The 25,522-nt window shown below is 51.9% G+C and carries 27 protein-coding genes and 1 other RNA gene; 8 read left to right on the forward strand and 20 right to left on the reverse strand.

Translation table 11 applies throughout. The features are described from left to right. Positions 1–47 precede the first annotated feature (47 nt). The 5 genes from LK436_RS12840 to LK436_RS12860 form a co-directional block, all read right to left on the reverse strand. Positions 48–1,559, reverse strand: coding sequence for a recombinase family protein (locus LK436_RS12840; protein ID WP_044930692.1), 1,512 nt, complete (start codon positions 1,557–1,559; stop codon positions 48–50). A gap of 93 nt (positions 1,560–1,652) precedes the next feature. Continuing rightward, positions 1,653–1,844: a hypothetical protein gene (locus LK436_RS12845; RefSeq protein ID WP_008396249.1), complete on the reverse strand. Its 192-nt coding sequence runs from the start codon at positions 1,842–1,844 to the stop codon at positions 1,653–1,655. Between the two features lie 70 nt (positions 1,845–1,914). Beyond that, complete coding sequence (mobV, locus tag LK436_RS12850; protein WP_008395202.1) at positions 1,915–2,856, reverse strand: MobV family relaxase; 942 nt, start codon at positions 2,854–2,856, stop codon at positions 1,915–1,917. A gap of 183 nt (positions 2,857–3,039) precedes the next feature. Next, a complete protein-coding gene (locus LK436_RS12855) occupies positions 3,040–3,435 on the reverse strand; it encodes a replication initiator protein A (RefSeq protein WP_008395200.1) in 396 nt (131 codons plus the stop codon). Positions 3,436–3,546: 111 nt separating this feature from the next. Next, positions 3,547–3,960 carry a cysteine-rich VLP domain-containing protein gene (locus LK436_RS12860; RefSeq protein ID WP_041690076.1) on the reverse strand — a complete coding sequence of 138 codons (414 nt, stop codon included), beginning with the start codon at positions 3,958–3,960 and terminating at the stop codon, positions 3,547–3,549. A 345-nt stretch (positions 3,961–4,305) separates the two neighbouring features. Between LK436_RS12860 and LK436_RS12865 the strand changes: the two genes are divergently transcribed. Genes LK436_RS12865 through LK436_RS12875 form a run of 3 tightly spaced genes read left to right on the forward strand, consistent with a single transcriptional unit; the run spans position 4,306 to position 5,943 of the window. Then, positions 4,306–4,476, forward strand: a complete 171-nt coding sequence (locus LK436_RS12865; RefSeq protein ID WP_156796953.1) for a hypothetical protein — start codon at positions 4,306–4,308, stop codon at positions 4,474–4,476. A 34-nt stretch (positions 4,477–4,510) separates the two neighbouring features. Continuing rightward, the gene (locus tag LK436_RS12870; protein WP_008395197.1) at positions 4,511–5,311 is read left to right on the forward strand and encodes a helix-turn-helix domain-containing protein; all 801 of its coding nucleotides are present in this window, start codon (positions 4,511–4,513) and stop codon (positions 5,309–5,311) included. A 14-nt stretch (positions 5,312–5,325) separates the two neighbouring features. Continuing rightward, entirely contained in the window at positions 5,326–5,943 is a 618-nt protein-coding gene (locus LK436_RS12875; RefSeq protein ID WP_008395196.1) for a hypothetical protein, read from the forward strand. A 130-nt stretch (positions 5,944–6,073) separates the two neighbouring features. Here the strand turns inward: LK436_RS12875 and LK436_RS12880 are convergent, their stop codons facing one another. From LK436_RS12880 to LK436_RS12895, 4 genes are all read right to left on the reverse strand, one after another. Next, a complete protein-coding gene (locus LK436_RS12880; protein WP_008395195.1) occupies positions 6,074–6,283 on the reverse strand; it encodes a gluconolactonase in 210 nt (69 codons plus the stop codon). A 229-nt stretch (positions 6,284–6,512) separates the two neighbouring features. Further along, complete coding sequence (locus tag LK436_RS12885) at positions 6,513–7,709, reverse strand: AI-2E family transporter (protein ID WP_008395194.1); 1,197 nt, start codon at positions 7,707–7,709, stop codon at positions 6,513–6,515. A 121-nt stretch (positions 7,710–7,830) separates the two neighbouring features. Beyond that, a non-coding RNA gene (ssrS, locus tag LK436_RS12890) (6S RNA) lies at positions 7,831–8,011 on the reverse strand. A gap of 84 nt (positions 8,012–8,095) precedes the next feature. Beyond that, the gene (locus LK436_RS12895; RefSeq protein ID WP_008395193.1) at positions 8,096–8,566 is read right to left on the reverse strand and encodes a cytidine deaminase; all 471 of its coding nucleotides are present in this window, start codon (positions 8,564–8,566) and stop codon (positions 8,096–8,098) included. A 187-nt stretch (positions 8,567–8,753) separates the two neighbouring features. Here LK436_RS12895 and LK436_RS12900 point away from each other — a divergent pair, with 187 nt between their 5' ends. Genes LK436_RS12900 through LK436_RS12910 form a run of 3 tightly spaced genes read left to right on the forward strand, consistent with a single transcriptional unit; the run spans position 8,754 to position 10,366 of the window. Further along, complete coding sequence (locus LK436_RS12900; protein WP_008395190.1) at positions 8,754–9,299, forward strand: RNA polymerase sigma factor; 546 nt, start codon at positions 8,754–8,756, stop codon at positions 9,297–9,299. Next, positions 9,289–9,810, forward strand: a complete 522-nt coding sequence (locus LK436_RS12905) for an anti-sigma factor (RefSeq protein WP_008395188.1) — start codon at positions 9,289–9,291, stop codon at positions 9,808–9,810. Before LK436_RS12900 ends, LK436_RS12905 begins: the two co-directional genes overlap by 11 nt. Beyond that, complete coding sequence (locus LK436_RS12910; protein ID WP_008395187.1) at positions 9,791–10,366, forward strand: membrane protein; 576 nt, start codon at positions 9,791–9,793, stop codon at positions 10,364–10,366. Before LK436_RS12905 ends, LK436_RS12910 begins: the two co-directional genes overlap by 20 nt. A gap of 201 nt (positions 10,367–10,567) precedes the next feature. Here LK436_RS12910 and LK436_RS12915 read toward each other — a convergent pair whose 3' ends face one another. The 4 genes from LK436_RS12915 to LK436_RS12925 form a co-directional block, all read right to left on the reverse strand. Then, positions 10,568–11,086: an HAD family hydrolase gene (locus tag LK436_RS12915; protein ID WP_008395186.1), complete on the reverse strand. Its 519-nt coding sequence runs from the start codon at positions 11,084–11,086 to the stop codon at positions 10,568–10,570. Continuing rightward, on the reverse strand, positions 11,083–11,253 hold the full coding sequence (locus LK436_RS18370; RefSeq protein WP_008395185.1) for an HAD hydrolase-like protein: 171 nt from the start codon (positions 11,251–11,253) through the stop codon (positions 11,083–11,085). The genes LK436_RS12915 and LK436_RS18370 overlap by 4 nt, the downstream gene beginning before the upstream one ends. A gap of 1 nt (position 11,254) precedes the next feature. Next, positions 11,255–11,923 (reverse strand): chloramphenicol acetyltransferase, encoded by a 669-nt coding sequence (locus LK436_RS12920; RefSeq protein ID WP_021966742.1) that lies wholly within the window; start codon positions 11,921–11,923, stop codon positions 11,255–11,257. A gap of 91 nt (positions 11,924–12,014) precedes the next feature. Continuing rightward, positions 12,015–12,755, reverse strand: a complete 741-nt coding sequence (locus LK436_RS12925; protein WP_044930492.1) for an HAD family hydrolase — start codon at positions 12,753–12,755, stop codon at positions 12,015–12,017. Positions 12,756–13,136: 381 nt separating this feature from the next. On the opposite strand from LK436_RS12925, the gene LK436_RS12930 reads away from it, so the two are divergent. After that, the gene (locus LK436_RS12930; RefSeq protein ID WP_049931773.1) at positions 13,137–13,850 is read left to right on the forward strand and encodes a hypothetical protein; all 714 of its coding nucleotides are present in this window, start codon (positions 13,137–13,139) and stop codon (positions 13,848–13,850) included. Here LK436_RS12930 and add read toward each other — a convergent pair. Beyond that, positions 13,783–14,862, reverse strand: a complete 1,080-nt coding sequence (add, locus tag LK436_RS12935) for an adenosine deaminase (protein WP_049931769.1) — start codon at positions 14,860–14,862, stop codon at positions 13,783–13,785. The genes LK436_RS12930 and add overlap by 68 nt on opposite strands. 517 nt (positions 14,863–15,379) lie before the next feature. Between add and LK436_RS12940 the strand changes: the two genes are divergently transcribed. Further along, on the forward strand, positions 15,380–18,385 hold the full coding sequence (locus tag LK436_RS12940) for an insulinase family protein (RefSeq protein WP_044930356.1): 3,006 nt from the start codon (positions 15,380–15,382) through the stop codon (positions 18,383–18,385). 218 nt (positions 18,386–18,603) lie between these two features. On the opposite strand, the gene LK436_RS12945 is transcribed toward LK436_RS12940, so the two are convergent. From LK436_RS12945 to LK436_RS12970, 6 genes are all read right to left on the reverse strand, one after another. Further along, positions 18,604–19,440, reverse strand: coding sequence for a cell wall hydrolase (locus LK436_RS12945; protein ID WP_008395175.1), 837 nt, complete (start codon positions 19,438–19,440; stop codon positions 18,604–18,606). A 401-nt stretch (positions 19,441–19,841) separates the two neighbouring features. Further along, positions 19,842–20,315 (reverse strand): Cys-tRNA(Pro) deacylase, encoded by a 474-nt coding sequence (gene ybaK, locus LK436_RS12950; RefSeq protein ID WP_008395174.1) that lies wholly within the window; start codon positions 20,313–20,315, stop codon positions 19,842–19,844. Positions 20,316–20,404: 89 nt separating this feature from the next. Next, positions 20,405–21,886, reverse strand: a complete 1,482-nt coding sequence (locus tag LK436_RS12955) for a sugar ABC transporter ATP-binding protein (protein ID WP_008395173.1) — start codon at positions 21,884–21,886, stop codon at positions 20,405–20,407. Next, on the reverse strand, positions 21,883–22,926 hold the full coding sequence (locus tag LK436_RS12960) for a sensor histidine kinase (RefSeq protein ID WP_008395172.1): 1,044 nt from the start codon (positions 22,924–22,926) through the stop codon (positions 21,883–21,885). Before LK436_RS12960 ends, LK436_RS12955 begins: the two co-directional genes overlap by 4 nt. Before the next feature lie 25 nt (positions 22,927–22,951). Then, on the reverse strand, positions 22,952–24,532 hold the full coding sequence (locus tag LK436_RS12965) for a response regulator (protein ID WP_008395170.1): 1,581 nt from the start codon (positions 24,530–24,532) through the stop codon (positions 22,952–22,954). Then, on the reverse strand, positions 24,510–25,502 hold the full coding sequence (locus LK436_RS12970; protein ID WP_044930353.1) for a carbohydrate kinase family protein: 993 nt from the start codon (positions 25,500–25,502) through the stop codon (positions 24,510–24,512). The genes LK436_RS12965 and LK436_RS12970 overlap by 23 nt, the downstream gene beginning before the upstream one ends. Positions 25,503–25,522 lie beyond the last annotated feature (20 nt).

The raw sequence follows: 25,522 nt of genomic DNA on the forward strand, positions 1-25,522 counted from the left end.
ACAAGGGACTACACAGGGTAGGTATCTGACGGGAGGGGTTCCACCCGTCAGATTTTCCATGTGATATTCAAGCTGTCGCTTGTGGCAGCTATGGTGGTAATCATCAAATCCACCACCCGCCGCTTGTCATCAAAGGATACATTCTCCCAAGTGTCGAGGTAGCCGGAAATCTGGCTGACCTGTTCCGGGCTAATGGCTTCCACCGTCAGTTCCGCTATCCTCGCCAGAAGTTCCTGCTTGCGCCCGTCCAGTTCTGCTATCTTCACATTCACATAGGAGAGCAGGACATTGTTTGCACCCGTCAGACTGTCCACCAGCTTTTCAATCTCGCTGTCCACATGGGCAAGCTCCACTTGCAGGGCGGCAATTTTCGGATTTGCCTTTGCCGCTTTCTTTCTGCCTGTCAGCGTCTTGTAGCTTGCCAGTTTCTTTACCATCTGCTGATAAACAACTGCTTCCAGTTCCGAAGTAATGATTTTCCCGCACCCGGCACAGCTTTTATTGTCCAGCCGTTTTGTGCAGCGGAGATATTGCTTTCCCACAGGATTGTTAATGCTCATAAGGGCATACCCGCAATTCCCGCATTTGATTTTTCCCGCCAGCCATGTATGGGTGGCTTTCCGGGCAGACTGGATTTTCATGTTGTTCATCAGCTTCTTGCGGCAGGTCAGCCAGATGTCGGAGGGGACAATGCCCTCATGGGGAGCCAGCACCAGCATTTGGTCTTTCAAGTCGTTCTTTTTGCTGGGCTTCACATCTCGCCCTTGATACAGATAGCATCCGTTCATGCCAGTAAAATCGGCGGCGTCATTGACAATGACTGTCCCTTGACTTTTGAAAAACTCGTACACATCAAGGTCTGCCTGCACATAGACAGGATTGCGTAACATCTGCGCCAACGTGGGGCGTATCAGCTCTTTGCCGTTGAATAAAATCCCCTGTTCGGCAAAGTACCGGGTAATGTCCCCGTAGGAGGTTGTGGGCTGGGCGTACATCTCAAACATCAGCCGGATATTTGCCGCTTCATCTGGATTTACCACCAGCTTTTTTGTGTTGATACCGTCCATCTTAATCGGCTCTGTATGGAAGCCGTAAGGGGCTTTCCCACCCATCTTGAAACCTCGCTGGCTGCGGGAATAGTAAGCGTCCGTTACCCGTTTCTGTATGGTTTCCCTCTCAAGCTGGGCGAACACGATACAGATATTTAACATCGCCCGCCCCATCGGGGTGGAGGTATCAAACTTTTCCGTAGAGGACACAAACTCCACATTGTACTGTTGGAACAGCTCCATCATATTGGCAAAGTCCAGAATGGAACGGCTGATACGGTCGAGCTTGTAAACCACGACTTTTGCAATTAAACCCCGCTTGATGTCCCGCACCAGTTCTTGAAACTTCGGACGGTCTGTGTTCTTGCCGCTGTACCCTTTGTCTGTGTATTCCTTGCAGTTACCGCCTTTCAACTCGTATTTGCAAAATTCAATCTGGCTTTCAATGGAAATGCTGTCCTTTTTGTCTACCGATTGTCTTGCATAGATTGCGTCTATTCGATTGTTCATATTGTCGCTCCTTTTCTTAAAAAGAAACGGAGCTGCTGACAGTTTTATTATACCGCCAGCAGCCCCGCAAATCAACGATGGCTTCGGAAAACCTTATGCCCCGGCTTCCTCACTCTGCCGTTTGTTGGCATACTTGCGGAACACCTCATAAAGCTGCTGTTCCAGCTCCCGGCGTTTTGCCGCTTCCTGCTCCGGCGTGAACACCGGGGAGAGATTTTCCAGCGTGATTTCCTTTCCCTGAAAAGTCACGACTTCGGTTTCTTTCTTGTATCTGATATGCTCCATAGTACCTCCGTATTTAATTTTCAAAGTGCAGTGCCGCCATGCTGCGGCGAGAAATGTTTTCTGTCATCAATCACCGTTCCCTTGTGTGCCGCTGTTGCCGTTTCAGCTCTGCCAGCACTTCCGGCGGGATACGGTCTACCAGCCGCTGAATGTCTTTCAGCTCGCTTTCCAGCTTTGCCCGTTCCATCGTATCTTTCATCTTGCCTTTTTCGCTGGCTTTGGCTCTGGCTTCCAACTGTTCATTTTCTGCCAAAAGGTCGTTTATTGTGACCTTGTATTTTTTGAGCTGACCGGAGAAGTTCTCCATCTGAGGAAACCACTTTTTCAGCAGGGAGAGGGCTTCCTCTTTCTTCTTTCCGGCATTGAACGGGGTAATACCGTCCAGCGTGGCTTCAATGGCTCTTGCCTGTTTTGAGAGATTGACCGCCTGCTTGAACAGACGGGTGGGGATATGCTTCCTGCCTGTCTTGCTGGCACTTTCCCCACGCTCCAAGTCGGGATATTTCTCCACCATATAGGCGTGAAAATCGTCCTGCCATTTTGTGAGGTTGGCTCTGTTCCCTATAATCTCCTTTGCACACAGGCGGTTGTCCTCTGTCAGAGGGACAAAGACCAAATGCAGGTGGGGCGTTTTCTCGTCCATGTGTACTACCGCCGACACGATATTTTCTTTTCCTACCCGTCCGATTAAGAAGTCCGCTGCCCGCTGGAAAAACGCCTGTATCTCCTTTGGGGACTTCTTCTTAAAAAATTCCGGGCTGGCGGTAATCAGCGTATCCACAAACCGGGTGCTGTCCCTGCGGGTGCGGCAGCCAGCCTGTTCAATGCGGCTTTTAATGAAGTGGTAGTACCTGCCCTCTGGCTTAACGATGTGGAAGTTGTACTTGCTCCGGCTGGTGTCAATGTCGGGATTGCTGGCGTACTGTTCCTTTTGCCGTTCGTGATGGGCTTCCAGCGGTCTTGCCGGATTGCCCTTGTGTTTTTCAAATCGCAAAATTGCGTGTTGTGCCATGAAACTCCTTTCCCCATTCCGTTCCCTTCCGGGACTTTTCCACAGGAAAATCCCGCAGAAAATATCTCAGATAGGAAGGGAATGGATAGAATATAAATCAATATTTTTATCTCTGTATTTCTATATACCGTCCGATTTTCGTACTTCAAGAGGATTGATTATCGTACTCTATGAGTGCAGTTTTCAGTCCTCTGGCGTTCCATAACCGGATTTCTTGAAGTCGGTGTTTGGAACCGCTTCGTAGGATTTTGGGTAAATACGGTTGGGTTTTCCACAGCCCTGCTTCTGGATTTCCACCAGTCCGGCGTATTGCAGCTCCCGCAGGGTGTTGACCGCTTTCTGCCGTCCGCAGAGGAGTAGCTCTACCACCTCGTTGATGGGATAGTAGAGGTAAATGCGCCCGTATTCGTCCGCCCAGCCGTTTTTCCGGGACAGGTCTGTTCGGCGCAGGATAAAGGCATACAGTACCTTTGCTTCGTTGGACAGGGGTGTGAATGTGGGGGCTTCAAAAAGGAAATTAGGAAGCCGGGTAAAGCTGACCGCCTTTTCCGGCTGATGGATATAAATGGTGTTTGTCATATCGTGTTTTGTGGACGGTTAGAAGCCCGTTTTCTGGGGCAGACGGTAGTTTCTATTGCCTGCCCCTGTTCTGTGCTTGTAAAGCCTTGTAAATCAAGGACTTTTCAGCCCCTAACTGTCCACACAAGACCTCCTTTTCCGTTCACTTTCTGTTTTCTGCCGCCTGTGAACTCTGGCGGCACAGTCGGGACAGTATTTCGCCCGGTTGGACTTGGGGACGAACACTCTGCCGCAGACCGCACAGCGTTTTAGCTCCTTATCCCGGAAAATCTCCGCTTCCAGCGTCCCGATTTGCGGCAAGACCGACCAGCGGAACCACTTACAGCAGACCGAGAAAGAAATGGTCTGGGGGCAGGTGTGGGTGTCCCCATCGTCAAGGAGCATACAGTTCCCGTCCTCATAACAGCAGCACTCCCGGCGGATCAGGGCGTTTGCCTGTTTCCTCTGTGCCGGTGTCATGCGGTAAAGGGAACCGTCCGGCTTGCGCTCTATGGGCGGCAGTCGTTTATATGGGTTCTCTCTCATGTGTTCCCTCCATTTTTCCTTTGCCGTTCTCCCCGAAAAGGCTTCCTGCCCCATTCCTGCGGCGTGTTCCGGCGTTGGCACGCTCCCCGGACTTCGGGACATTTTGTCCCGAAGTGGCTCGTTGCGGTGCTTCCCCTGCCGGGGTATTCCTTTTCGGACGGTCATTCATTTTTCAAGGTGCAGCTCATCGATGAACTACCCTAAGTCTACACCTAAAAGACCGCCCGTCCCGTATATCCATAAGGTCGGAAATCAGCCCGGAAAACTCTCTATTTCCACGCTCTCGGAATTGTGGTAGAATAAAAATAGTCATACAACAATCTCAAAATGACAGGAGTGAAAATTATGAATACTAAAATCAAAAGAGCGATTATCTCTGTAATTGTTTTTGTTGTCATTTATTTTCTGGCAGGCTTCATAATTAGGTGGAGCAATTATGACATGTATTTGGAGGCTCTTAAGGTATTAACTGCTGTTATCGGGGCTGGTTGCTATTGGGTAGGAAGCAACGAATAACAGGAATTATATCGGGCAGACAAGGAGGGAGAGCATGGAACTATCCATACAAGAACGATTGAAAGACCTGCGTGTGGAGCGTGGGCTGACGCTGGAACAGCTTGCAGAGCAAACACATCTCTCCAAGTCGGCGCTGGGCAGTTATGAGGGGGATAATTTCAAGGACATCAGCCATTATGCCCTTATTGAGTTAGCAAAGTTTTATGAAGTGACTGTTGATTATCTGCTGGGGCGTTCTCAAACAAAAAATCACCCAAACGCCGATCTTGCAGACCTGCGTTTGAGTGATGATATGATTGAACTCTTGAAAAGTGGGCTGGTGGATAATTCACTCTTGTGCGAGCTGGCAGTACACCCGGATTTTCCCCGGCTGATGGCTGACCTTGAAATCTATGTGAACGGCGTGGCGGGAAAACAGGTACAGAGTGCAAACGCCATTGTGGACGCTGTAAGCGCAACCATTATGAAGCAGCACAATCCCGGCTTGACCGACCCGCAGTTAAGACAGCTTATCGCCGCCCATATTGATGATGATAGTTTTTGCCGCTATGTGATACAGCAGGACATAAACAAGATAGCTCTTGACCTGCGGGAAGCGCATAAGGACGATTTTTTCAGCGTCCCGGAGGATAACCCGCTGAAAGATTTTTTACAGACCGCAGACGAAGTCGCCAGCGAGGACGGCGACCCGGAACAAGCGTCTTTGGCGTTTATCTGTAAGCGGCTTAAATTGAATTTGAAGAAGCTGTCCGAGGAAGAAAAGAAGTGGCTGAAAAAGATTGCACAGAAGTCGGACTTGCTGAAAAATCCAACCCCACAGCGGGGGAAGAAATAAAATGAGGAGGTTTTATGATGAAACGAATATGGGCATTGTTACTGGGTGTGGTATTAAGTGTTTCATTGACTGCTTGTGCAGAAAATAATTTAGACCAAATGTATATTGAGGAAGCACAGTTGACAGAAGAAGAAAAAAATATTGCCGAACTATTGGGATTAAATCAAGAATATCGTCTGTATGATTTTTCCTTAGATGATACGGTGAAAAGTATGCAAATAAACACCTATGAATTGATTGATGGAGAATGGCACATAGTCGCAGGAGGTGGTGGACAAGCATTCGAGGATGCAGAAGGACGGCTTGCTCTCGGCTTTGATAATCTCGCAGACGGTTTGAGGATTGCTATACAAAGCGAACATAACAATGGTTCAACATCATACTTCAAAGAAAGCGAAAATGATATTACTGGTATGGGCTATGCTACTTCTGTTTTGAGTGATAAACAGGAAATTGTTTATGACCAAGAAATTCCGTTAGTGATACAGATAATAACTTCTAAAAATGAAGTACATTCCTATGTAGTTGATTATTTTTTTCAACCAGAGGAATACGAAAAGTATGATTACGAATATGTATATGCTATTACTGTCCTTTTCAGCCAAAAACCAGTAAGCGAATTAGCAAACTAACTACAAGGTTATGAGATACAAATAGCAAAGTCAGCCGAGCCAGTCAACGGTCAAGATGAACGGCGCACAAATGCACCGCCGTTGACAGTCCCGCCCGCCTTTGCTGATGGGCAATCAAGGCGGGAAAGCCCTAAAATGGCTTCCCGCCCATCTCAATTTTGAAAGGAAAATCCGTCTGCTTTTTCGTGAGAGTGTCCACAAGTTCGGGACATTTTGTCCCGAAGTCCGGCGTGGGATGCGGGACGGGGGTTTTCATATACGCCCTGTCTGCTGATGAAAGCAGTCCTGCGCTTGCGGCTCCACGCCACGCAATCACAGCCCTGTTTTCCTGCTGCTTCAAATGCCCTTGCCCTCCCGGTTGGCAACCTTATTTTCGCTGCAACGCCGACAGAGCGTATAACACACTACACTTTGCAAGCAAAGTCGTGTGCCAAAGGGTGCCCCTTTGGAAACCCCGAACAACAAAACAGGCTGAATATCTCGCACTTCCCCGGTGCTTGATATTCAGCCTTTATTTGTTGTCAGCAGCACCCGTTTCGTGGTCTGAGTGTAGTTTCTTGTAAACTGACCTAATCCTCTGTGTTCACAGACAGCTGCTTTCTTCTCAGAGAATAGTTCACTGCCTTTTTCACCAGATCATAGATGACTGCAAAGCCCGGCACAGCGATAATCATTCCCACGAAGCCGAACAGGCCCCCGAAAATGAGAATGGAAAACAGCACCCAGAAGCTGGCAAGCCCTGTAGAGTTTCCCAGGATCTTCGGGCCGATAATATTTCCGTCGATCTGCTGAAGAATAAGAATCCAGAGAAGCAGAACCGCACACTGGACAGGGCTGACAAGCAGCACCAGGATACCGCTGGGAATTGCCCCAATGAACGGGCCAAAAAACGGGATCACGTTGGTTACGCCGACAATCACGCTGACAAGCAACGCATAGGGCGTATGCAGAATGCTGGTTCCGATAAAGCAGAGGATTCCAATGATCAGGGAATCCAGAATTTTTCCAATGATGAAGCCGCCGAACATCCTGTGGACCAGGCGCATTTCGCTGATCACATGGTTGGCCAGACGGATGCTCAGACAGCCGTAGACGATTTTTTTCGCCTGGGTGATCAGGCGATCCTTGATGTTCAGCATGTAGACCATTACGATCAGGCCTATCAGCCAGTTCTTGACAAAATTGAACAGCAGAAACAGGCTGCTGGAGACGCCAGTCAGAAATTCCACCAGGCGGTTCATGTCAAACCTTGTGAACGCCTGCTCCAGCCATCCGTCAAACAGGCTCACCGCTGTCTGGATATTGCCGATTACAATCTGTTCAATCTCCGAATTGTCTGCCAGAAGCTTCTGAATCCAGGAATACAGGTTCTGAAGATAGGTGGGAAACGCCGCCTGAAACCCCATAATGCTGTCCACCACCTGTGGAATAATGAGCTGAAGAAGGCCCGCTATCACCACAAAGATCACAGCCAGGCTGGCGGCCGTTCCGACGGCCCTGGCTATCACTTCCGCGTGTTTTCTGCTTTTCAGTCTTCCCGACAGAACCCTGAGCCCCGCACCCGTCACACGGTTGTAGACAGGGGCCAGCAGGTAAGCCAGGATGGAACCGTAGATAATCGGCGCCGCGATTCCACGGAGCCTTCCGAGAAATGCGCTCACTGTTTTCCACTCCTGAATGCAGTACCAGAAAACAATACAGACGGCAATCACGCAGACGGCTGTCAGTCCCAGGCAGATGTATCGCTTTACGTCATTATCTTTCATATATCACAGTTTCCTCCAAACCATTTATCTGCAGTTTCTCAGTACAGTATAGCCGACCTGACGTTGTTTTGCAAGAAAAGGAAAAAAAAGAAAGCAGCGATTACTCGCTGCTTTTTTCATTAGTAACCCCGAAATGCCGGCTCTTACCAGATTGACTCCTAGCCGCGCCAGGTGGGCAACCTCACTTAAACATCTGTCTTCCACTCGAAGGGAGGCCTGACATCCGCTTAAAAATATTGGAATCCCGTTATGTCAAATGTAGGTTCAAAAAAAGTAAGAGTTATCGAACATCCCAGGAATTACTTTCTTTTGTTGTAAGGTCATTATACAACACTTGAAGCTCTTTTTCAAGTTCCAATTCATGGAGGACAGGGAAGACGCTTCCATCAGTCTTTGCTGACTGTCAGATTCTCCGGGCCGAAGCTCTCCGGCAGAAGCTCCTCAAGAGTGTATTCTTTGTAATCCTCCGGTGTTCTGGCAAGCAGAATCAAAAATTCATCCGGACGGCAGAATTCTCTCATCACCTGGCGGCAGATCCCGCAGGGTGCGCAGTAGCTTTCTGTCTTTCCATCCCTGCCGCCCACGATGGCAATAGCCGTAAACTCCCTCTTTCCGCTGCTCACCGCCGCCGAAAATGCACTCCGCTCCGCACAGATTCCCGCGGGATAGGAAGCATTTTCTACATTGCAGCCCGTAAATACAGAGCCGTCCCCGCAGAGGAGCGCAGCTGCCACGTGAAAGCCGGAGTAGGGCGCATACGCCCTTTCCAGTGCGCCCAGCGCCGCCTCAATCAGGCCCTGCTTCCAGTTCTCTTTCTCTGTCTCTTTTCTCTCCTCATCCATCCCGTGTCTTTCCATTCCACGCTCCTCCTTTCTGCCGCTCTCATCCTGTCTCCGATTATACTCCTTTTGCCTTTTGCCTGCAAGATGCCTGTACTTCGGCCTTGCCGCCCCGTCCGATCTGTGGTAGAAAAAAAAACAGCAGCTGTTTCAGAAATCATTTCATTTTTTTGAAGTGATCGGCACTCTGCTCTCGTTTTAAGAAATGAGAGGGCAACAGAAGGGAGGCGGTTTTATCAATGCAGAAAGGCAGCTGGAAGCCTATATTGACCAGTATCAGAACCTGATTTTCTCGATCTGCTACAAGTATACGGAAAATTATTTTGATGCAGAGGATCTGACACAGGAAACCTTTCTCTCTGCTTATAAGGCAATCTCCCTTTTTGACGGTCAGAGCGCAAAGGCCTGGCTGTGCAAAATCGCCACCAACAAGTGCATTGACTGGGCCAAGCGGGCCGGACGCCGCTCTGTCCCAACAGAGGAGGAATTCTTTACAGAACTTCCGTCTTCTGGCTCTCTGGAAGAAAATTATCTGGAAAAAGAAGTGCGGGAACGGCTCTACCGCTGCTGCTGCGCTCTTAAATCTCCTTACCGGGAGGTGGCCCTTGACTACTACTACTATGAAATGGAAATCAGTGAGCTTGTGCAGAAAACGGGAAAAAACATCAAAACCCTTCAGACTCAGATCTACCGGGCCAAAGGGATGCTTAGAAAGCTGTATGGAAAGGAGGGGCTTCCCCATGACAGATAAACCTGTAAAAATCCGCGGCCACCTGAAACCTGGCCGTCCCATTTCAAGTCTTGACAGAGCGGAGCTTGAACATCTTTTTTCCTGCCCATTCTGCCAGACACAGCTGGCAGAGTACGTGGAAAAGAAAGAGTTAGTCATGGCTCCCGCCCACCTGAAGGCGGAAATTCTGTCCCGGTGCAGGCAGACTTCCCAAAAATCAGCCGTCCGGTCCGCCGTTCCGGAAGTCAGCCGTCCGGTCCCCAGACCCTTAACAAAACGGATGGAGCTCTTTTTCTACAGTCTGCGGGTGGGCGCGGCTGTCGCCTGCTCTCTGATACTCCTGGCCTTTATGCCGGCGCTTTCCGGGCGGGCAGACAGAATGGCAGAGGCCGCTGATAAATTCCCTGTACCCTATATCCGGCACGACATCCGGAGCACCGAGCCGCTAAAAGAACGGGTCAGTGATTTCACCGAACAGCTTAACCGAATAATGAATCTGGAGGTATTTCGATATGACAAGAAAGAAAAATAAACTGCTGACATTTCTCTGGTCCCTGATTCCGGGAGCCGGGGAAATGTATCTGGGATTCTTTAAAATGGGCACCAGCCTGATGGCTCTCTTTCTCCTGCTTCTCTCCTTTTCAGGATTTCTGAATTTTTATGTGCTGAGTCTTCTCTCGCCGGTAGTGTGGTTTTACAGCTTTTTTCACACCAACAACCTGAATTCTCTGCCTGACGAGGAGTTTTATGCCCTGGAGGATAGCTATCTGCTCCATGTAAGCAGCATAAGGGCTGGCACCTCCTTTTTCAGAAGTCACAGGAGATTTACGGCTGGCTGCCTGATCTTATTTGGAGCTGCCGTACTGTGGAACAACCTGTATCCCCTGATTTGCCACAACCTTCTCCCTTTCCTCCTGCTGCCGCCGTCGGTCATTGATTTCATCTATGCCCTGGCCCGCATTATCCCTCAGACCGTTGTAGCCGCAGCACTGATTGCTGCCGGAGTTCTCCTGATACGGGGCAAGTCAAAGGAACTGAACCAGGACAGGGGCGCGGACGAATCCGCGCTTTCCGGAAAAGAGCAGTAATTCCGCCGTCTGCTGCAAAAAGTCTGCGTTTTTTGTCTGCATGCTTCACTCCTGAATCCTCCGTCCTGGTTTCCGGGCCCCGGCGAAGACTTCACAAACGAAAATTTATAAATGAAATGCCAAACGCAGAATACAGCGAGGAATTTAGCCGTTCCTTTGCCGCATTCTGCGTTTGTTTCTGTTATTTATATTTTGCTATCTCTATACTTCTGCCCGGTCAGTCTGTTCCTGCTCTTTTAGAAAGTCCTCCACGTGTTCAAGAGATTCCATCACTCCCACGGCTCCCTGCAGGATTTCCTCCCCGGGCCGCTTCATATCGGGGATGCAGATTACGGGAATTCCAGCGGCGCAGGCAGCCTGCACTCCTGCCTCGCTGTCCTCCAGCACCAGACAGTTCTCCGGTTTTTCCTGCGCCTTTTCGCAGGCCTTCAGGAAAATATCCGGCCAGGGCTTGCCCCGCTCCACCTCGTACCCGAACACCATGTGATCAAAAAACTGCTCAATTCTATTTTTCATAAGAATCGTCAGCGCTCTGTCTTTGGTGCTGGAGGTTGCCAGAAGAATCTTATACTGCTTTTGCCTCAGATAGGTGAGCAGCTTGTCCGCTCCCGGCTTCAGGGCAACTCCTCTCTCCACATATTCCCGCTCCATAGCGAAAATTTTTTCCAGCCCCTCCTCCACCCGGAAGGGAAGCCCGAACGTCTCCACAGCCTTTCTCATATTTTCCGGCGCGTCTTTCCGCTGTAGCCAGAGGCGTAATCCTCCAGCGTAAGGTTATGGCCGTAGGGCCTCAGAAGCTCCTGGTACAGACGGTAGGAAATGATTTCACTGTCAATCAGAAGTCCATCCAGGTCAAAAATCACTGCTCTTATCTGTGCATGATTCATTTTACTGTTCTCCTTTTACATTCTGCGGCAGCCTGATCGTTCCCGCAATTTCCTTTATGTCATTCAGCAGCCTGCAGCTGTGGTAGCCGTCTGCAGCCGCATGGTTCACCGCAATTCCCAGAGGCAGAAGAATCCTTCCATTCTCCTCAAAATATCTTCCAAACAGCACCACAGGAAAGAGCATGGGGGAATCGGAGTACGTGTCGCTTGCGTATCCGGTAAAGCTCAGCCACGGCACGCAGGACACGGCGCAGAAATTGTCCGGCCTCCCAGGTTTTGCCTTCACACCCTTTACATCCCTGTACTCCTCCATATCCCGGACAGCCGCCCGGTAAAAGGTGGTGAAATCCGGGCTGTACTCTGTCCAGATGTCAGAAAACGTCTTGTCATCCGGGTGGAAGATCGTGTAGGAAGGATGACATTCATCCCAGTATCCCAGCCTCCCCTCGCTGTCTGTCTGCATCCGCATTTCCCTGTTCTGATTTACTGCCCGCATGATAATGTAAATAAAAACCGGATAAAATTTGAGCTTCTGTTCCTTCACCTGGGCGAGAAGCTCTGTGATGTCCACATTCACATTCAGGTTATACCTTACTTTAAGCAGATCCCTGTAATAGTGATAGTGCTCCCTTCTCTCCCATTTTTCCATATCAATCAGATGAAATGCCATATCCGCTTCCCCTTTCTTCTTTCTATTTTTCTGTTCTGCCATTATCCCATCTCGACTGACGTCCCGATGGGACCGCCCGTCAAATGCATGCTCAAGCAGGCATGGTATGCGCAGGAATAATGTCTGCTCTGCAGTCATTATTCCCTGTTTCCAGCGCGGCTAACAGGTATTCTGAAAGCTGTCTCACGTTCTCAGCCACAAAAACAGCTCCGGCCTCCTCAAGCTCTCCGTCTTCTGCAAAGCCATACCCGGCTCCCACACAGTCAATCCCTGCCTGCGCTGCACCTGCCACGTCATGCATCCGATCCCCAATCATCAGGCATCTGCTCCTGCATTCAGGGGGGAGACCCATTTTTTCAAAGCAGTACCGGATTACATCACCCTTTTTCACACGGGTTTCTTCCATGTCAGCCCCGGCGACGCAGTGAAAATACTGCCTGAGCCCAAAATGAGCAAGAATCTGCTCTGCAAATACCTCCGGCTTGGAGGTGGCAACCGCCAGCACAGCACCCCTGCTGCTGAGTGCTTCCAAAAGCTCGGGGATTCCCGGATAGACTTCATTTTCAAATATTCCGCGGACAGCAAAGTACTCCCTGTAGCGGAGAATAGCCTCCCCTGCCCTCTCCGGCGAAAAATGGTAATATTCCTGAAAACTGTCTCTTAAAGGCGGACCGATAAACGGATACAGTTCCTCCAGATGTTCTACCTCTATCCCGTATGACCGCAGCGCGTACTGAACTGACTTCGTAATCCCCTGAGCCGGATCCGTCAGCGTTCCGTCCAAATCAAACAGAAAAACATTTTTTCCCTCTGCCCTGTTTCTGTGTTCCATCTTTTCCTCCCAGTGATTCTCTGCTGCTTCGCCGCTTCGAGACATAACCGTCGAAGGTCTGCAAAAAGCGGCTGTTTTTAAGTACCCAAGTCTCCCTTCCTCAACCCTGCCTGACATGGTATAATGTTCGCAGAGCGAGCATTATACCTGCGCATACCGGTTTCAGCATTTACTGCTGAAAGCCGGGCGCTATGTTCCGACGGAGGCTGCATATCCGCAGGATATGGTATAATGACTGCAGAGCAGGCATTATACCTGCGCCGAGCCGCTGGCGCCCGAAGGGAGCCAAAACACTGCGGCGGCGAGTGTGCATCCCTCGGAGAGATGCATATCCGCAGGATATGCCATAATAACAGACAGTATGATTCAGGAGGTCCACATATGAAATTAAACGAATTGCTTCAGCTGGCAGACAGCGGCAGGTCAGGCATCAGCCCTCAGGAGAAGTCAAAGAAGTCACAGCAGACTCTTCCCGGGGAGTGGAAATCTTTCTTTCTGAAGGCGGCCCGGGAAGCTCTTCCGGGCGCAGACGCAAACGCCGCCTGGCAGTTTTTCGTCTCTGGAGCCGGGCAGGAGCTGAGCCTGACTCTGGCAGACATAGACAGGCTTTACTGCATCGCAGGGTATCATGAGCATACCCGTCCTTCCCTCCCGGCTTTCGGACAGGAAGGAACGGAAGGGCCGGAGGAGGAACTGTTTCGCACATCTTCCATGAAGATTCTTGACGGCGCGTTTGACGCGGCAGACCCGGAGGATCTGCCCCAGCTCATGCACCATCTGCCGGATCAGATTCTCTCCTCCCGCTTCACCCTCCATCCCATCGAGCTGGCCGCCATGAGCCTGAAGCGGCTGATTGACATTTCTCCCTATGAGGGAAAAAATGAGGAGGCCGCAGTGCTTCTGATGGATCGGATTCTCACCGGCGCAGGCTTCGTGCCCATCCTCATCACCCCGGAAAACAGAGAAGCCTTTATGGACGCTCTATGCCTTTCCCGCCGAATCTGCGACATGGAGCCTCTTTCCCGCCTTACGGCTGAGGAAATCCTGCGGCAGCAAAGGAGTCTATCCTCCGCTCCACTTCCTCCCGGACAGTAGCAGGCGCAAAGGCTGCCCTCGCAGCGTTTTTCATCATCTCTCTTACCTCTTCCCCGGAGACGCCGAAGCGGTGGTGGAGAAGGAGAATCTCTTTTGTGAGCGTTGTGCCGGAAACGGTGCGGTTATCGGTATTGACAGTCACATTAAGGCCCAGATCTAAGAATCGGCGTACCGGATAATTCTCCTCCCTCTCCACGGCCTTTGTCTGAAAATTGCTGGTAGGACACATCTCAATGGCGATTCCCCTCTCCCTGCACAGACGCTCTGCCTCTTCATGGCCGGCCATGGCGATCCCGTGGCCGATTCTTTTCGCTCCCATGGCTGCCGCCGTGCAGACATTTTCCCAGCTTCCGCATTCGCCTGCATGTATGGTAAACGGAATTCCCATCTCTGCGGCAAGCCGGAACATTTCTCTGTGAAGTTCAGGCGGAAATGCCTTCTCATCTCCTGCCAGATCAATGCCGCAGACGCCGTTTCCCATAAATTTTTCCGCCAGACGCGGAATTTCCAGATTTTTCTCTGGTTCGAAATGGCGCATTCCGCAGAGCAGAATCCCCGTCTTTATTCCGAATTCCTTCTCTGCGCTGAGAAGTCCGTCCCTGACGCCTCTCACCACATCCTCTGCCGTAAAGCCGTCATGAGCCGAAAACGCCGGGGCAAACCTAACTTCCATATACAGGGTATTCTCAAGGGCCGCCTCCCTGGCCAGTTCATAAGCGCCTGTGCAGAGCGCGTCATACGTCTGAAGGCATGAAAGGGGCAGTGAAAAGCATTCCAGATACTCCTTCAGGCTCCGGCACCCGGACGGCACCGTCAGCATGGCTCTCAGAGCTGCATCATCGCCAGGAATGGAAATTTCTGCCCTGCCTGCCAGCTTTTTCACTGTCTGCCAGGGCAGGGATCCATCCAGGTGGCAGTGGAGCTCAACCTTGGGAAGCTTCGCTGCCCACTCCTGAAAGCTGCTGTATTTCTCCCGCATCTTTCCGTTTTCCTCTATCTTCTCCCTGTTCATATCCGTTTCCTCCTCTGTAAATATATTTGGCACCCAAAGACTTCCGGCCGTGCCTTCCCTGCAAGCCCTTTAGCCTTCTGCAGCAGGTTTCCTTTTCTCATAAACCCATCCGCTAAACCCGTCCGTTTTTCATCCTGTCAGGATATTTTGTCTATCATATCATTTATTTCCCGACAGCACAAGCAGTATTCGGGAGGGCCAAAGAAAGTCCCCCTTATACACAGAGATTCCTTCCCCTTAAACCACGTTATCCCTAAGGCCTCAGCCGGGGAGCGGATGGCCTCACACGCCAGACTGTTTTTCTGAACAGCTTCTGTATAACCGTTCAAAATGACGGTTCAAAAAATCGCAGCTATATGCGGCAAAGTATTTGCCCTGGCCCTTTTTCTATACTATAATTGAAAATCAGGGCAGAGGGTTTTTGTCCCTCTCCATGCCCTTTTCTGAATTTACGGAAGCATAAAGGCTTTTCCAACTATGAAGATGCCGCCATATCGGCGGCGGAATGGAGATTTCTATGACTAAATTACCAGAGCCCGGGCAGCTCTGCTGCGGCTTCACGGCTGTCTCCCAGGGCAGGATTGAGAGCCTCTCTGCCAGCACAGCGGAATTTTTCCACCCTTTAAGCGGCGCCCAGGTTTTATGCATACAAAACGATGACAGGGAGCTGGGCTTTTCTCTCATTTACAGGACGCCCCAGCTGGACGAAACAGATGCCTGCCACATGGCAGAGCACCTCGTCCTCTCTTCCTGTAAAAAATACAGAAGCCGTGATGTGTTTTTTGATATGGACAGCATGAGCTATTCCACCTTTATGAACGGGATAACAGACACCTCCTACACCTGCTACCCCATCTGTTCCAGAAGTGAGGAGCAGCTTTTAAAGCTCATGGATGTGGTTCTCTGCTGTATGGAGGAGCCGGACGCCCAGACAGAGCCTCACTTTTTCGAGCGGGAGGCCCTCCGCTATGAGCTGGAAACGCCGGACAGCCCCCTCCTTCTGGCCGGAACCGTCTTCAGCGAGGACTGGGCCCACCTTACCGATCTGGATGAGAATGCAGACAGCCATACGGCAAGAACCCTGTACCCTGGCCGTCTCGCGGCCAACCTTCCCGGACGCGCCCATCTCCACTATGAAGATGTCTCCAGAGAACAGGTAATGAGAGTTCTGACGGAGTTTTACACCTATTCCAACTGCCTCATCGTCCTCTACGGCGATATGGATTACGGCCGCGTTCTATCCTTTCTTGACAGGGAGCACTTGTCTCTCCACCCTGCCCCATTAAACGGAGGCAGCCTCATCTCGCTTCTTCGCGAACCGCCTATCCCGGGCTTTCGCTGTTCGATAGAGGAGAGTCCGGCCTACAGCGGCAGCCGCGGCTCCCAGGCTTCCGTCATTGACTACGCGCTGGATCTGTCTGACTGTGATGAGGAGGAACTGATCTGCTTTGATCTCTTTTCCGATCTCCTGGATCACAGCGCCTCCCCTCTTCACCAGACCGCAAAGAGAGAGGGGCTGAACCACGTGATCCAGGCCTTCCTCGACACGCTGCTCATCCACCCTGTCTTCAAATTCCGCCTCTACAACGGTGATGAGGGTGACCGGGACAGACTGCTGCGCGCTGTCCGGATGACGCTTGAGGAAATCTGCGAAAAAGGAATTGCCCCTGAGCTTTACCGGGCCTGTGTCAAGGAACACAGCTTAACGGACCGGTTAGTGCGCGAGGGGGTGCATCTGGGCTGCCATGCCGCCGAGGAAATCGGGCGCTACTGGAGCCTGACAGGAAAGACAGACTATTTCGCTCTCTATGAGAGGGCCTGTGCCCGCTTTGCAGAGGAGGCTTATAAGGACAGGCAGTCCCAGACTCTGATCCGCAATCTGGCCCAAAGGCTCTTAAAGCCCTTTGCAGGCGCTCTCACTGTGACGGTCCCTGTTCCAGGTCTTGCAGAGCAGCTGGAATCTCAGCGCTCCTCGTTTCTGGAGCGCAAAAAGGCGTCCATGACAGAAGAGGAAATCTCCTCCCTTGTGGCTGCCACCCGCTCCTTTCACGACTGGAACAGCAGAGAGTATGGCTGCCGCAGTTTTCTCATAAGTCCCAAGGATCTTCCCGCCCCTTTGGAACATGAGCCTTTCTGTGAGAGGACAAAAAAGGGCATCACAGGGTTTTTCTCCCCTGCGCCGGTTTCCGGCGTATTCTGCTTCCAGATCTATTTCGATCTGGGCTTTCTGTCCAGGGAGGACTGGCCCTTTCTGGCTCTGTACCAGCTGCTTCTGACCGAGGTGGACACTCCGTCCCTCTCCTCGATCCGCCAGAAGATCCTGGAGCAGGAGCTCCTCCACGACTGTACCTTTGACGAAGCCTTTCCCGGGCCTGAGGCAGGAAGCAGAAGCCGCCCTCAGCTGGCTGTATTCTGGTACGGCCTTACCGCTGACTTCACACAGAGCCTTCATTTCCTCCTTGAACTGATGGGGCAGGCCTCCTACCAGAACACGGAGCAGATTATCAGTGCCCTTGAAAAATATCTGCCGGATTACGATCTCTCCCAGGGAGAGAATGCCTCCTCTATCTCCTACGCTCTGGCTGAGAGCGCCATCCGCACGGATGCCCGCTTCAGGGCTGCCACAAACGGCCAGGAAATCTACTATTTTCTCAAGGACACCCTGCAGAGGCTTAAAAGTGAGCCAGAGTACGGCAGGGAGCTGGCCAGACGGCTCTTCCAGACGGCACAGGCCATTCTCACAAAAAACAGGATGCTTTTCGTGGCCGCTGCCCCGGCAGATACGCTTCCCCAGCTTAAAAAAGCTGCCTTCGACTGCCTTGGCTCCCTGCCGGATTGTCCGAGGCAGGCAGACGGCGTCTCCGGTGTCTCTTCTTTCCGCCAGCCCCTTCCTGAGAGCAGCGGACAGGAATCGTCTCCGGCCGACCTCCTTCCTGCCCCTGTTATGCGCTCGGCTGTGTCTTTGGACACTCCCTCACAGGAGATCCGGCTGATGGGCGATTTTGCCGGAAGGGACGATTTCAAGGGCAGATATCTGCCCTTCCTCATCGCCCTCTCGGACCGCATTTTAAAGCCGTCTCTCCGCTACCGGGGAGGCGCCTACGACTGCGGCGCTGACTTCTCCCTGCCTAACGGGTACTTTTCTCTCTGGTGCACTGCCGATCCGGGCCTTGAGGAGACAGTCCGCATCTTCAGGCAGGCGGGAACGGCCCTCAGGTCCCTCACCCTTACCGAGGAAGAGCTGGACGGCTATGTTTTAAGCGCCTTTTCTCAGGCTCAGCCTCTATCAGGGCCGTTAAATACCCGCATGAGGCTGATGCGCAGGAAGGCCGCTGGGATCTGCACAGAGACTGTCGATGCCCTGATAAGGGATATTCCAAACGCCTCCCTCGAGTGCCAGGCTGAGGCGGCGGATCTGATCCAGGAGCTGATCGAAAAAGGTTCCCTGGCTGTCGCCGGGAGCCGTCAGGCAGTGGAAAGAGCCGCCCGCCTCTTTGAGCGGACGGAACACCTGCACTCCTGAGTCAGGGTCCAGACGGACTCTTTATCTGAAAAAATCTTAATCCGGCAGGCCGTTTCATTAACAGATAAAACCAGATTGACAAAACCCCCGTGAAGGCCGCTTCTGCGCCCTTCACGGGGGTCTACTATTCCTGTTCCCATTGGAGAACTCTGATGATCTTTTCTGCAGCTTTCCTGCACGTTTCCGTAACTTTGGGCAGCTGCTGCCCTGGCTTTATCCTACCTGAAAAATTCGTGGCTTCCATGCTGTGTCACGTAGGTCAGATGGCCGTCAAACCAGTTTACATTGGATGACGCGGAGCGGTTTCTGTTCATAAAGTACAGTGCTCCGCCGGAATAGTCCTCACCGGCCAGAGCCCGGTCCACACAGTCCCTGGTCTGCTCCGTAACCCTGCATGTATTGATTGTGCCGTTTGATACAGGTGAAAACTGGGATCTCTGATAAACCACATCCGTGATATTGTCGGGGAATTTACTGCTCTTTACCCTGTTGATAATCACGTTTGCCACAAGGATTTTTCCCTTGTCATCGCAGATACCCGCCTCTGCCTGTACAATGCGGAGAAGTACCTCGTAATCTGCATCTGTGTAAGAGATCACGGCGTTCTCACGCTTTCTCTGCTTTTCCTTCTCTTCTGCTTCCTTCTGTGCCTGCTGCGCCTGCATCAGAACTTCTTTCTCAATCACTTCCACTTCCAGGGCGCTCTGGGCAATCTCATCCTGTATATTTCTTTCCAGCAGACTTCCTAAAAGATGCTGGCCCTGTTCATTTGAAGCGGCAAGCTGGAACTCCATACGGGTTCCCGTTCCATTTCCATCTTCTTCTGACGGCAGCTCATCAGTCATTTCATAAGCTTCCTCACTGTCCCCGTACAGGGATACGGCTGCACTCTTGCCTGCTCCCGAAAAATCCCCGGAGTTGAACATCACCACTGTCACCACCGCAGCACCTGTTGTAAACACGGCCGCAGTCCGGTACATTTTCTTTGTCATATTGACAGCCAGTGATTTCACAAATTGGTAGACCGTCTGAAGAAATGAGTAAATGTCTGGCATACACACTCCTCTTTCTTTCTGTTTTTGGCAGACAGAGCTATGCGCCCCTCTCCTGCCCGTTTCCAGTGACGGGCCTAATTATATGGGAGCGGTGTAATAAATGTCAATAAGTTTTTTACATTTTTGTGACATATGACATTGTGATTTAATGATTTTTTAATATTTTCGTCAATATAGCAGAAAAATAACCATTATTTTTGTATGTTTTTTATAGGGTTTTTCGATGGAGTCTGTCCCGAGTTATTACATTTTTATTAATTTCTTCCATGTAAAAATCTTGTCGTTTCCGGGAGTCTGTTTTTTATGTAAACCTATCTGCTGTCTGAAAAACACCTGGGCACCTCTCTCATAAGCTCCCAGGCGATGTTTTTCTCTCCTCAGTTCTGCCTCTGCTCCCTGCCCTACTCCCTTACCAGCGGAGCAAATGCAGCCTCTGTATAAGCTGCAAGCTGTTCCGGATCTATGAGAATCTGCACGCCTCTCATACCTGCACTCACTGCAATTTTATCAAAAAGAACTGCTGTTTCTTCTATATAAGTAGGAAACTTCTTTTTCATTCCGATAGGCGAACAGCCGCCGCGGATATACCCGGTCAGGGGAAGCAGCTCCTTCATGTGAATCATCTCCACCTTCTTATCCCCAGCCGCCTTGGCAACCTTCTTTAAATCCAGCTCCTCGTCCACGGGTATACAGCAGACCAGATATCCCGTCTTCTCCCCTCTCAGCACCAGGGTTTTAAACATAGAATCGTGATCCACCCCCATCATGTCAGCCGCATGGCTTCCGGAGAGATCATTTTCATCTACCTCGTACTCTCCTGCCTCATACTCGATTCCCGCTGCGTCCAGAAGCCGCATTACATTTGTCCTGGTCATACTCTGTCATTCCTCCTGTGCTTTTGCCGTTCTCTTTTCCAGACCTGTTTTCCTATTTTTTCTTCATCCCTCTGCAGATTCTCACTTCCCTACTTCTGGTACAGATACAGCCACGGCGTATTGACCGGAAGACGGCCAAATTCCTCCCTGTCATACTGCCTGACCTCTTTTCCCTTTCGGACACGGAGGAGGCGGTCGGCCAGAGCCATAGAATCGGCCAGATTGACTGCCAGAATCACCACGGCTATGCCTTTCTCCAAAAGCTCCTCCAAAAGCCTGTATATGTGGATGCGCTGCGATACCCCTGCGCCTTTAAAGGGCTGGACGCAGAATACCACATCCGGGTTCTGCAGAAGAATTCTCGTGTAAATTAAATCATATTTCTGGCCTTCCGTCAATTCATCCACAGGAATGTCGAAGACTTCCCTGCCCAGGCGGTCTGCCAACTCCATCCGCAGGCTCTTTTTTACTCCTCCTCCCAGCCAGACTCCAGGCAGCCTGTGATCCAGGTTAAAGCACAGGTTATCCAGATAATTCATGTTGGAAAACAGCATGGTTCTGGCCGGAAGCTCCTGTATCACGGCAAGCCGCCTGTCCCTGCCGTACTGAAGTGGGCTTCCTCCTATCTCCACAGTTCCTTTCTCCGGCCGCTTTTCCCCTGACAGCACAGACAGAAGCCCCGGAATCACCTGATTGTCCAGATCCTGAAGGACCAGGCACTCTCCGGGGGATACGAAAAAATCAAGGGGCCCCATCTCCCTGTATTTCAGCCCCTTTAGCCGGAGGGCGGCCCGCCTCTCTGTCTGGCTGTCCGGTTTTCTTGCCATCTGTTCCTTCACCATCCGCTCAAACTCCTCCGTACAGTTCAGCAGGAAAAGTTCCGGAACCGTATCAAAGCTGTGAAAGATTTTCGTGATCTGCCCGTTCATCATCAGAGCTGTCCGGCCGCAGATCTGCCTTACCTCCTCAAAATGGGGCGCCACATAGAGAAAGGAAATCCCCTTTCCTGCATAATACCGTAGAATTCCCCTGAGCTTTTCCAGCTCTGCGTCGCTGATAAAGGTGCTGACATCGAAGAGGATAATCAGCCGGTGCCCGGCCACCACCCCCTTTAACAGCTCTACCACAAACCGCTCAAACACCGACAGACTCTCCACATAGGCATCTGCCGAAATTTCCATCTGGATATCTGCGAGAAAGGGCTCCAGCTGCTCCCTGAGGATCCGTGGTTTAATCAGGCGTTTTTTAAAGCCGGGACGCAGGACAAATATGTTGTCAGCTACAGTGAGTTTCTCTGCCAGACTGCTCCTGTTCTGAATCAGAGTGATGCGGTTCGGCTTCTGGGCACAGCCTCTCCACTGATTCACCAGACGCCCGTTATAATAGATATATCCGTAATGGATAGGCGTGTTCTGCCTCAGCAGATTCAATAGTGGATAGAGACCATGGTTGTCCACCGGCACCAGCCCCATGATTTCTCCCTCCCACACAGTCAGACTGAAATTTTTAAGCTGGGTATCCCCGTCCTCCCTCAATGTCACACGTTCCATCCGCAAAATCTCTTTTTTCATTTCAGCGCCTCTCTGTTCTTGATTTCCCTGTCGCTGGTGATGGCAGGCAGGGAGATCTCCACATCGGTCCCCACCCCCGGCATGGAGAATACATGGAGCCCATACTCCTCCCCAAAGAGCAGATGAATCCTGTTATTGACATTGACCAGGGCGATTCCTCCCTTTGACGCTTCGCCGGAAGCTACCTCCTTCCCGCTCTTCTCCAGCCGCTCGTTCATACGGGCCAGAGCCTTTTCGTCCATTCCCACCCCGTCATCGGAGATGGTAATTAACAGCCTCGTTCCGCTGCGCTCCAGACGTATGGTGAGCTTTCCGCTTCCCAGCTTCAGCTCCGTCCCGTGGATAATGCTGTTTTCGAGAATAGGCTGCATGGTCAGCTTGGGCAGGCGGCAGCGGTAAATTTCGTCTCTGTCGTCCGGGTCACAGATCACAGAAAGGCTCAGCCTGGGCCCAAACCGGTACTGCTGAATCCGGAAATACGTTTCACAGTTCTGAAGCTCTTCCTCCACGGAAACGAGATTCTCCACCTTACTGATCGTATAGCGGAAGAAGGCAGCCAGAGCCTCCGTCATGTCAGCCACACTGGCCAGCCCTGAGATCAGGGCCTCGCTGCGGATGCTCTCCAGCGTATTGTAGAGAAAATGGGGATTGATCTGGTTCTGCAGGGCCAGATACTGGGCCTGTCTTTTATTCAGCTTTAAGAGCTTTGCCGAGTCCAGCATCTCTCCCAGCCGCTCCACCAGCATAGCCTCCGCATGAGTCATGCCAGCCCCCTGCAGCTCTGAGAGCTCTGTTATATATCCGTCCAGAAACAGGCGCATGGTCTTTTCCATGCGCCTGTACGGCCTGATCACCCATATATAATTGATCCAGCCGAAGGCGGCCAGCACTGCAAAACCGGCCGTCCACAGCCAGACTGGCCTTCCCTCAGACAGCCCGCTGAGAAATGATACTGCGAGAATCAGGGCAGACAGGAGAAACAGAGCCGCAGTGACAGCCTGCATCCGGCAGAACAGATATACATTTCCCTTTTTATCCATACTGGCCTCCTGACATATCTCTTTTCTAACCGTACATCTTCCGGTATTCAGCCGGATTCAGCCCTGTCGCCCGGTGGAACGTGTGGGTGAAATGTTTCCGGTCGCTGTAGCCCACTCTCTCGCAGATCTCAGAAACCGGAAGGTTCGTTTCCCTCAGAAGTGTTTTGGCCTCCTCCATCCTTACCCTGGTCAGATACTTGGCAAACCCCTCTCCTGTTTCCTTCTTGAACAGAGAGCTGAAGTAGCTGGCGCTGAAGCCTGCCGCCTCACAGACCTCCTCCAGTGTAATGGGATCCTGAAAGTGCTGCATCACATACTGCTTGGCCATCCGGATCGGGCGGCTGGCCTCATTCTGCCGCTCTCCCTCAGCCACCATGAGAAGCTCCTCCTGTCTGCGGGACAGCAGCGCAAACAGCTCTCTGCTGTCTGCACACTGACATAAATCCAGGTCAAATTCCCGCTGGGCCTTCTGCGCATCCCCGTGAACCATCCGGGCAATAAACAGCCGGCCTGCGGAAAGCACCAGACCAAAAATCTCCCTTCCGCAGACTCCCTCCTGGGTCAGAACCCTCTCCTGCATGGTCTCTACCGCTTCTGCCGCTTCCCTGACATTCAGTGTTTCTATGGCATGTTCCATATCCCTGGCATAGCGGTCCAGGATCTCCTGGACCGGGAGCCCGGAAGATCTCGGAACATGCTCAAACAGCCGGCCCGGCCCTTCTATCAGCCGTTCCGCCAGAGCGTCCTGGGCTTCCTTCAGGGAGGAAGACAGGTGTCCGGCCTCCCCTGTCCAGTCTCCCAGAGCGGCTGAAAAACGCACAGGGCCAAACATCCCGTTTCCTGCCTCAAGCTGTCCCAGGCAGAAGCGGAATGCCTTTCTCACCTGTTCTCTTTTGTCGGAGCCGCAGCTTAACAAACCATATCCCGTATAGCCTTTGAAGCAAAAAATCACATCGCTGCAAAGCCCTTTAAGCCCTGCATTCAGAATCTCCTGAACCTTTTCCCTGACAACCTCAGCAGAAGTTCCAAAGGCGCCTGCCCGGCAGTCCAGCTTCACCAGAAACGCCTGCCCTTCAGAAAAGTCGAAATAGTAGGTTTCCTTTAAAATCTGATTCGTAAGGACAGGAGGCTGGGCGGACATCAGATCGTCAATGAGGCTGTTTCTCAGCCTCTTCAGGTCATTCTGGCTCTTTTTGTACCTGGCCTCCCCAACCTCCCGCCCGGCAGTCCTCTCCTCACACCGCTCCTTCATCTTTCGGAGGGTTTCCATCAGCTCGTCCTTCTTGATAGGCTTTAGCAGATAATTTCCGACCCCATATCGGATCGCTGTCTGAGCATACTCAAAATGAGCATATCCGCTGATGATCACAATCTCCAGCTCCGGGCGAAGCTCCTTCGCCCGCCTGATAAGCTCCAGGCCGTCGCAGCCCGGCATCCTGATGTCGGTGATCAGGATATCCGGCCTCTCCCTCTCTATAAGCTCCAGGGCCTCAAGTCCGTTCTCCGCAAGCCCTGCCACCTCCATGTCAAGGGCTTCCCAGTCGCCGAGAGCCTGAACCAGCCGGCAGATCAGCCTTTCATCATCAGCAATGATCACTTTCAGCATTGTCACACTCCCCCTTCGGCGGGATAGCTCTCTCCACCTCATCCTCGGAAGGAATGCTCGGGATTCCTCCCGGTCTTTCTGTGGAGAGGCTGGCAGCCGTACATGCGAAGGCGCCGATCCGGTAAAGCTCCTCCTCACTCAGCTCCTCCGGTCTCTTTCCTGTCCTTAAAAGCCGGCTCACCGCGCTTCCCCCGAATATGTCTCCTGCCCCTGTGGTGTCTATCGGCCTTACCTTCGGGCATGAGGCGCCGGCAGAGGCATGTCCGTTTGACAGATAGCAGCCCTTCGGCCCCAGTGTAACCATGGCAAGCTTTACCCCGTACTCAGAAATCAGCCTTCCCGCCGCCTCCTCAGGGCTTATCTCTCCCCACAGAAACTGCGTTTCCTCATCGCTGATCTTCACCACATCCGCCCTGGAAAGTCCCCAGAGGATCTCCTGCCGCGCCGCCTCCTTCGTTTTCCACAGAGGAAGGCGAAGGTTCGGATCAAAGGTGATCATCTTTCCCCTCTCTTTTGCATAGTCGACTGCCTTTCTGGTGGCCGTCCTGACCGGATCATCCGTCAGGCTCAGAGTTCCGAAGTGAAACACGCGGCTCTCGTCGATCAGGCCAAGATCCACCTCCTCAAAGCGAAGGCAGGTGTCGGCTCCCGGCTTTCTCGCAAAGCTGAAGGAGCGCTCCCCGCCCTCGGAGAAGGTGACGAAGGCGAGCGTTGTAAACACGTCCCTGTCCAGGATAATTCCCCTTGTCTGGATTCCCGCTTTCTTAAGAGTTCCGATCAGAAGACGGCCGAAGGCATCGTCGCCCACCTTTCCCACAAAGGCAGTTCTGGCGCCGTAGCGGTTCAGGGCAGCCAGGAAATTGCCCGGCGCCCCGCCCGGGTTGGCCTTCATAGAAGGGTATCCCCCCTCATCGGCTCCTGCAGAGGCAAAATCAATTAAAAGCTCCCCAAGCGCTGTCACATCATACATAGCTGTTTCTCCTCTCCTAT

The organism is Clostridium sp. M62/1 (assembly GCF_020736365.1).
Lineage (GTDB): Bacteria > Bacillota > Clostridia > Lachnospirales > Lachnospiraceae > Otoolea > Otoolea saccharolyticum_A.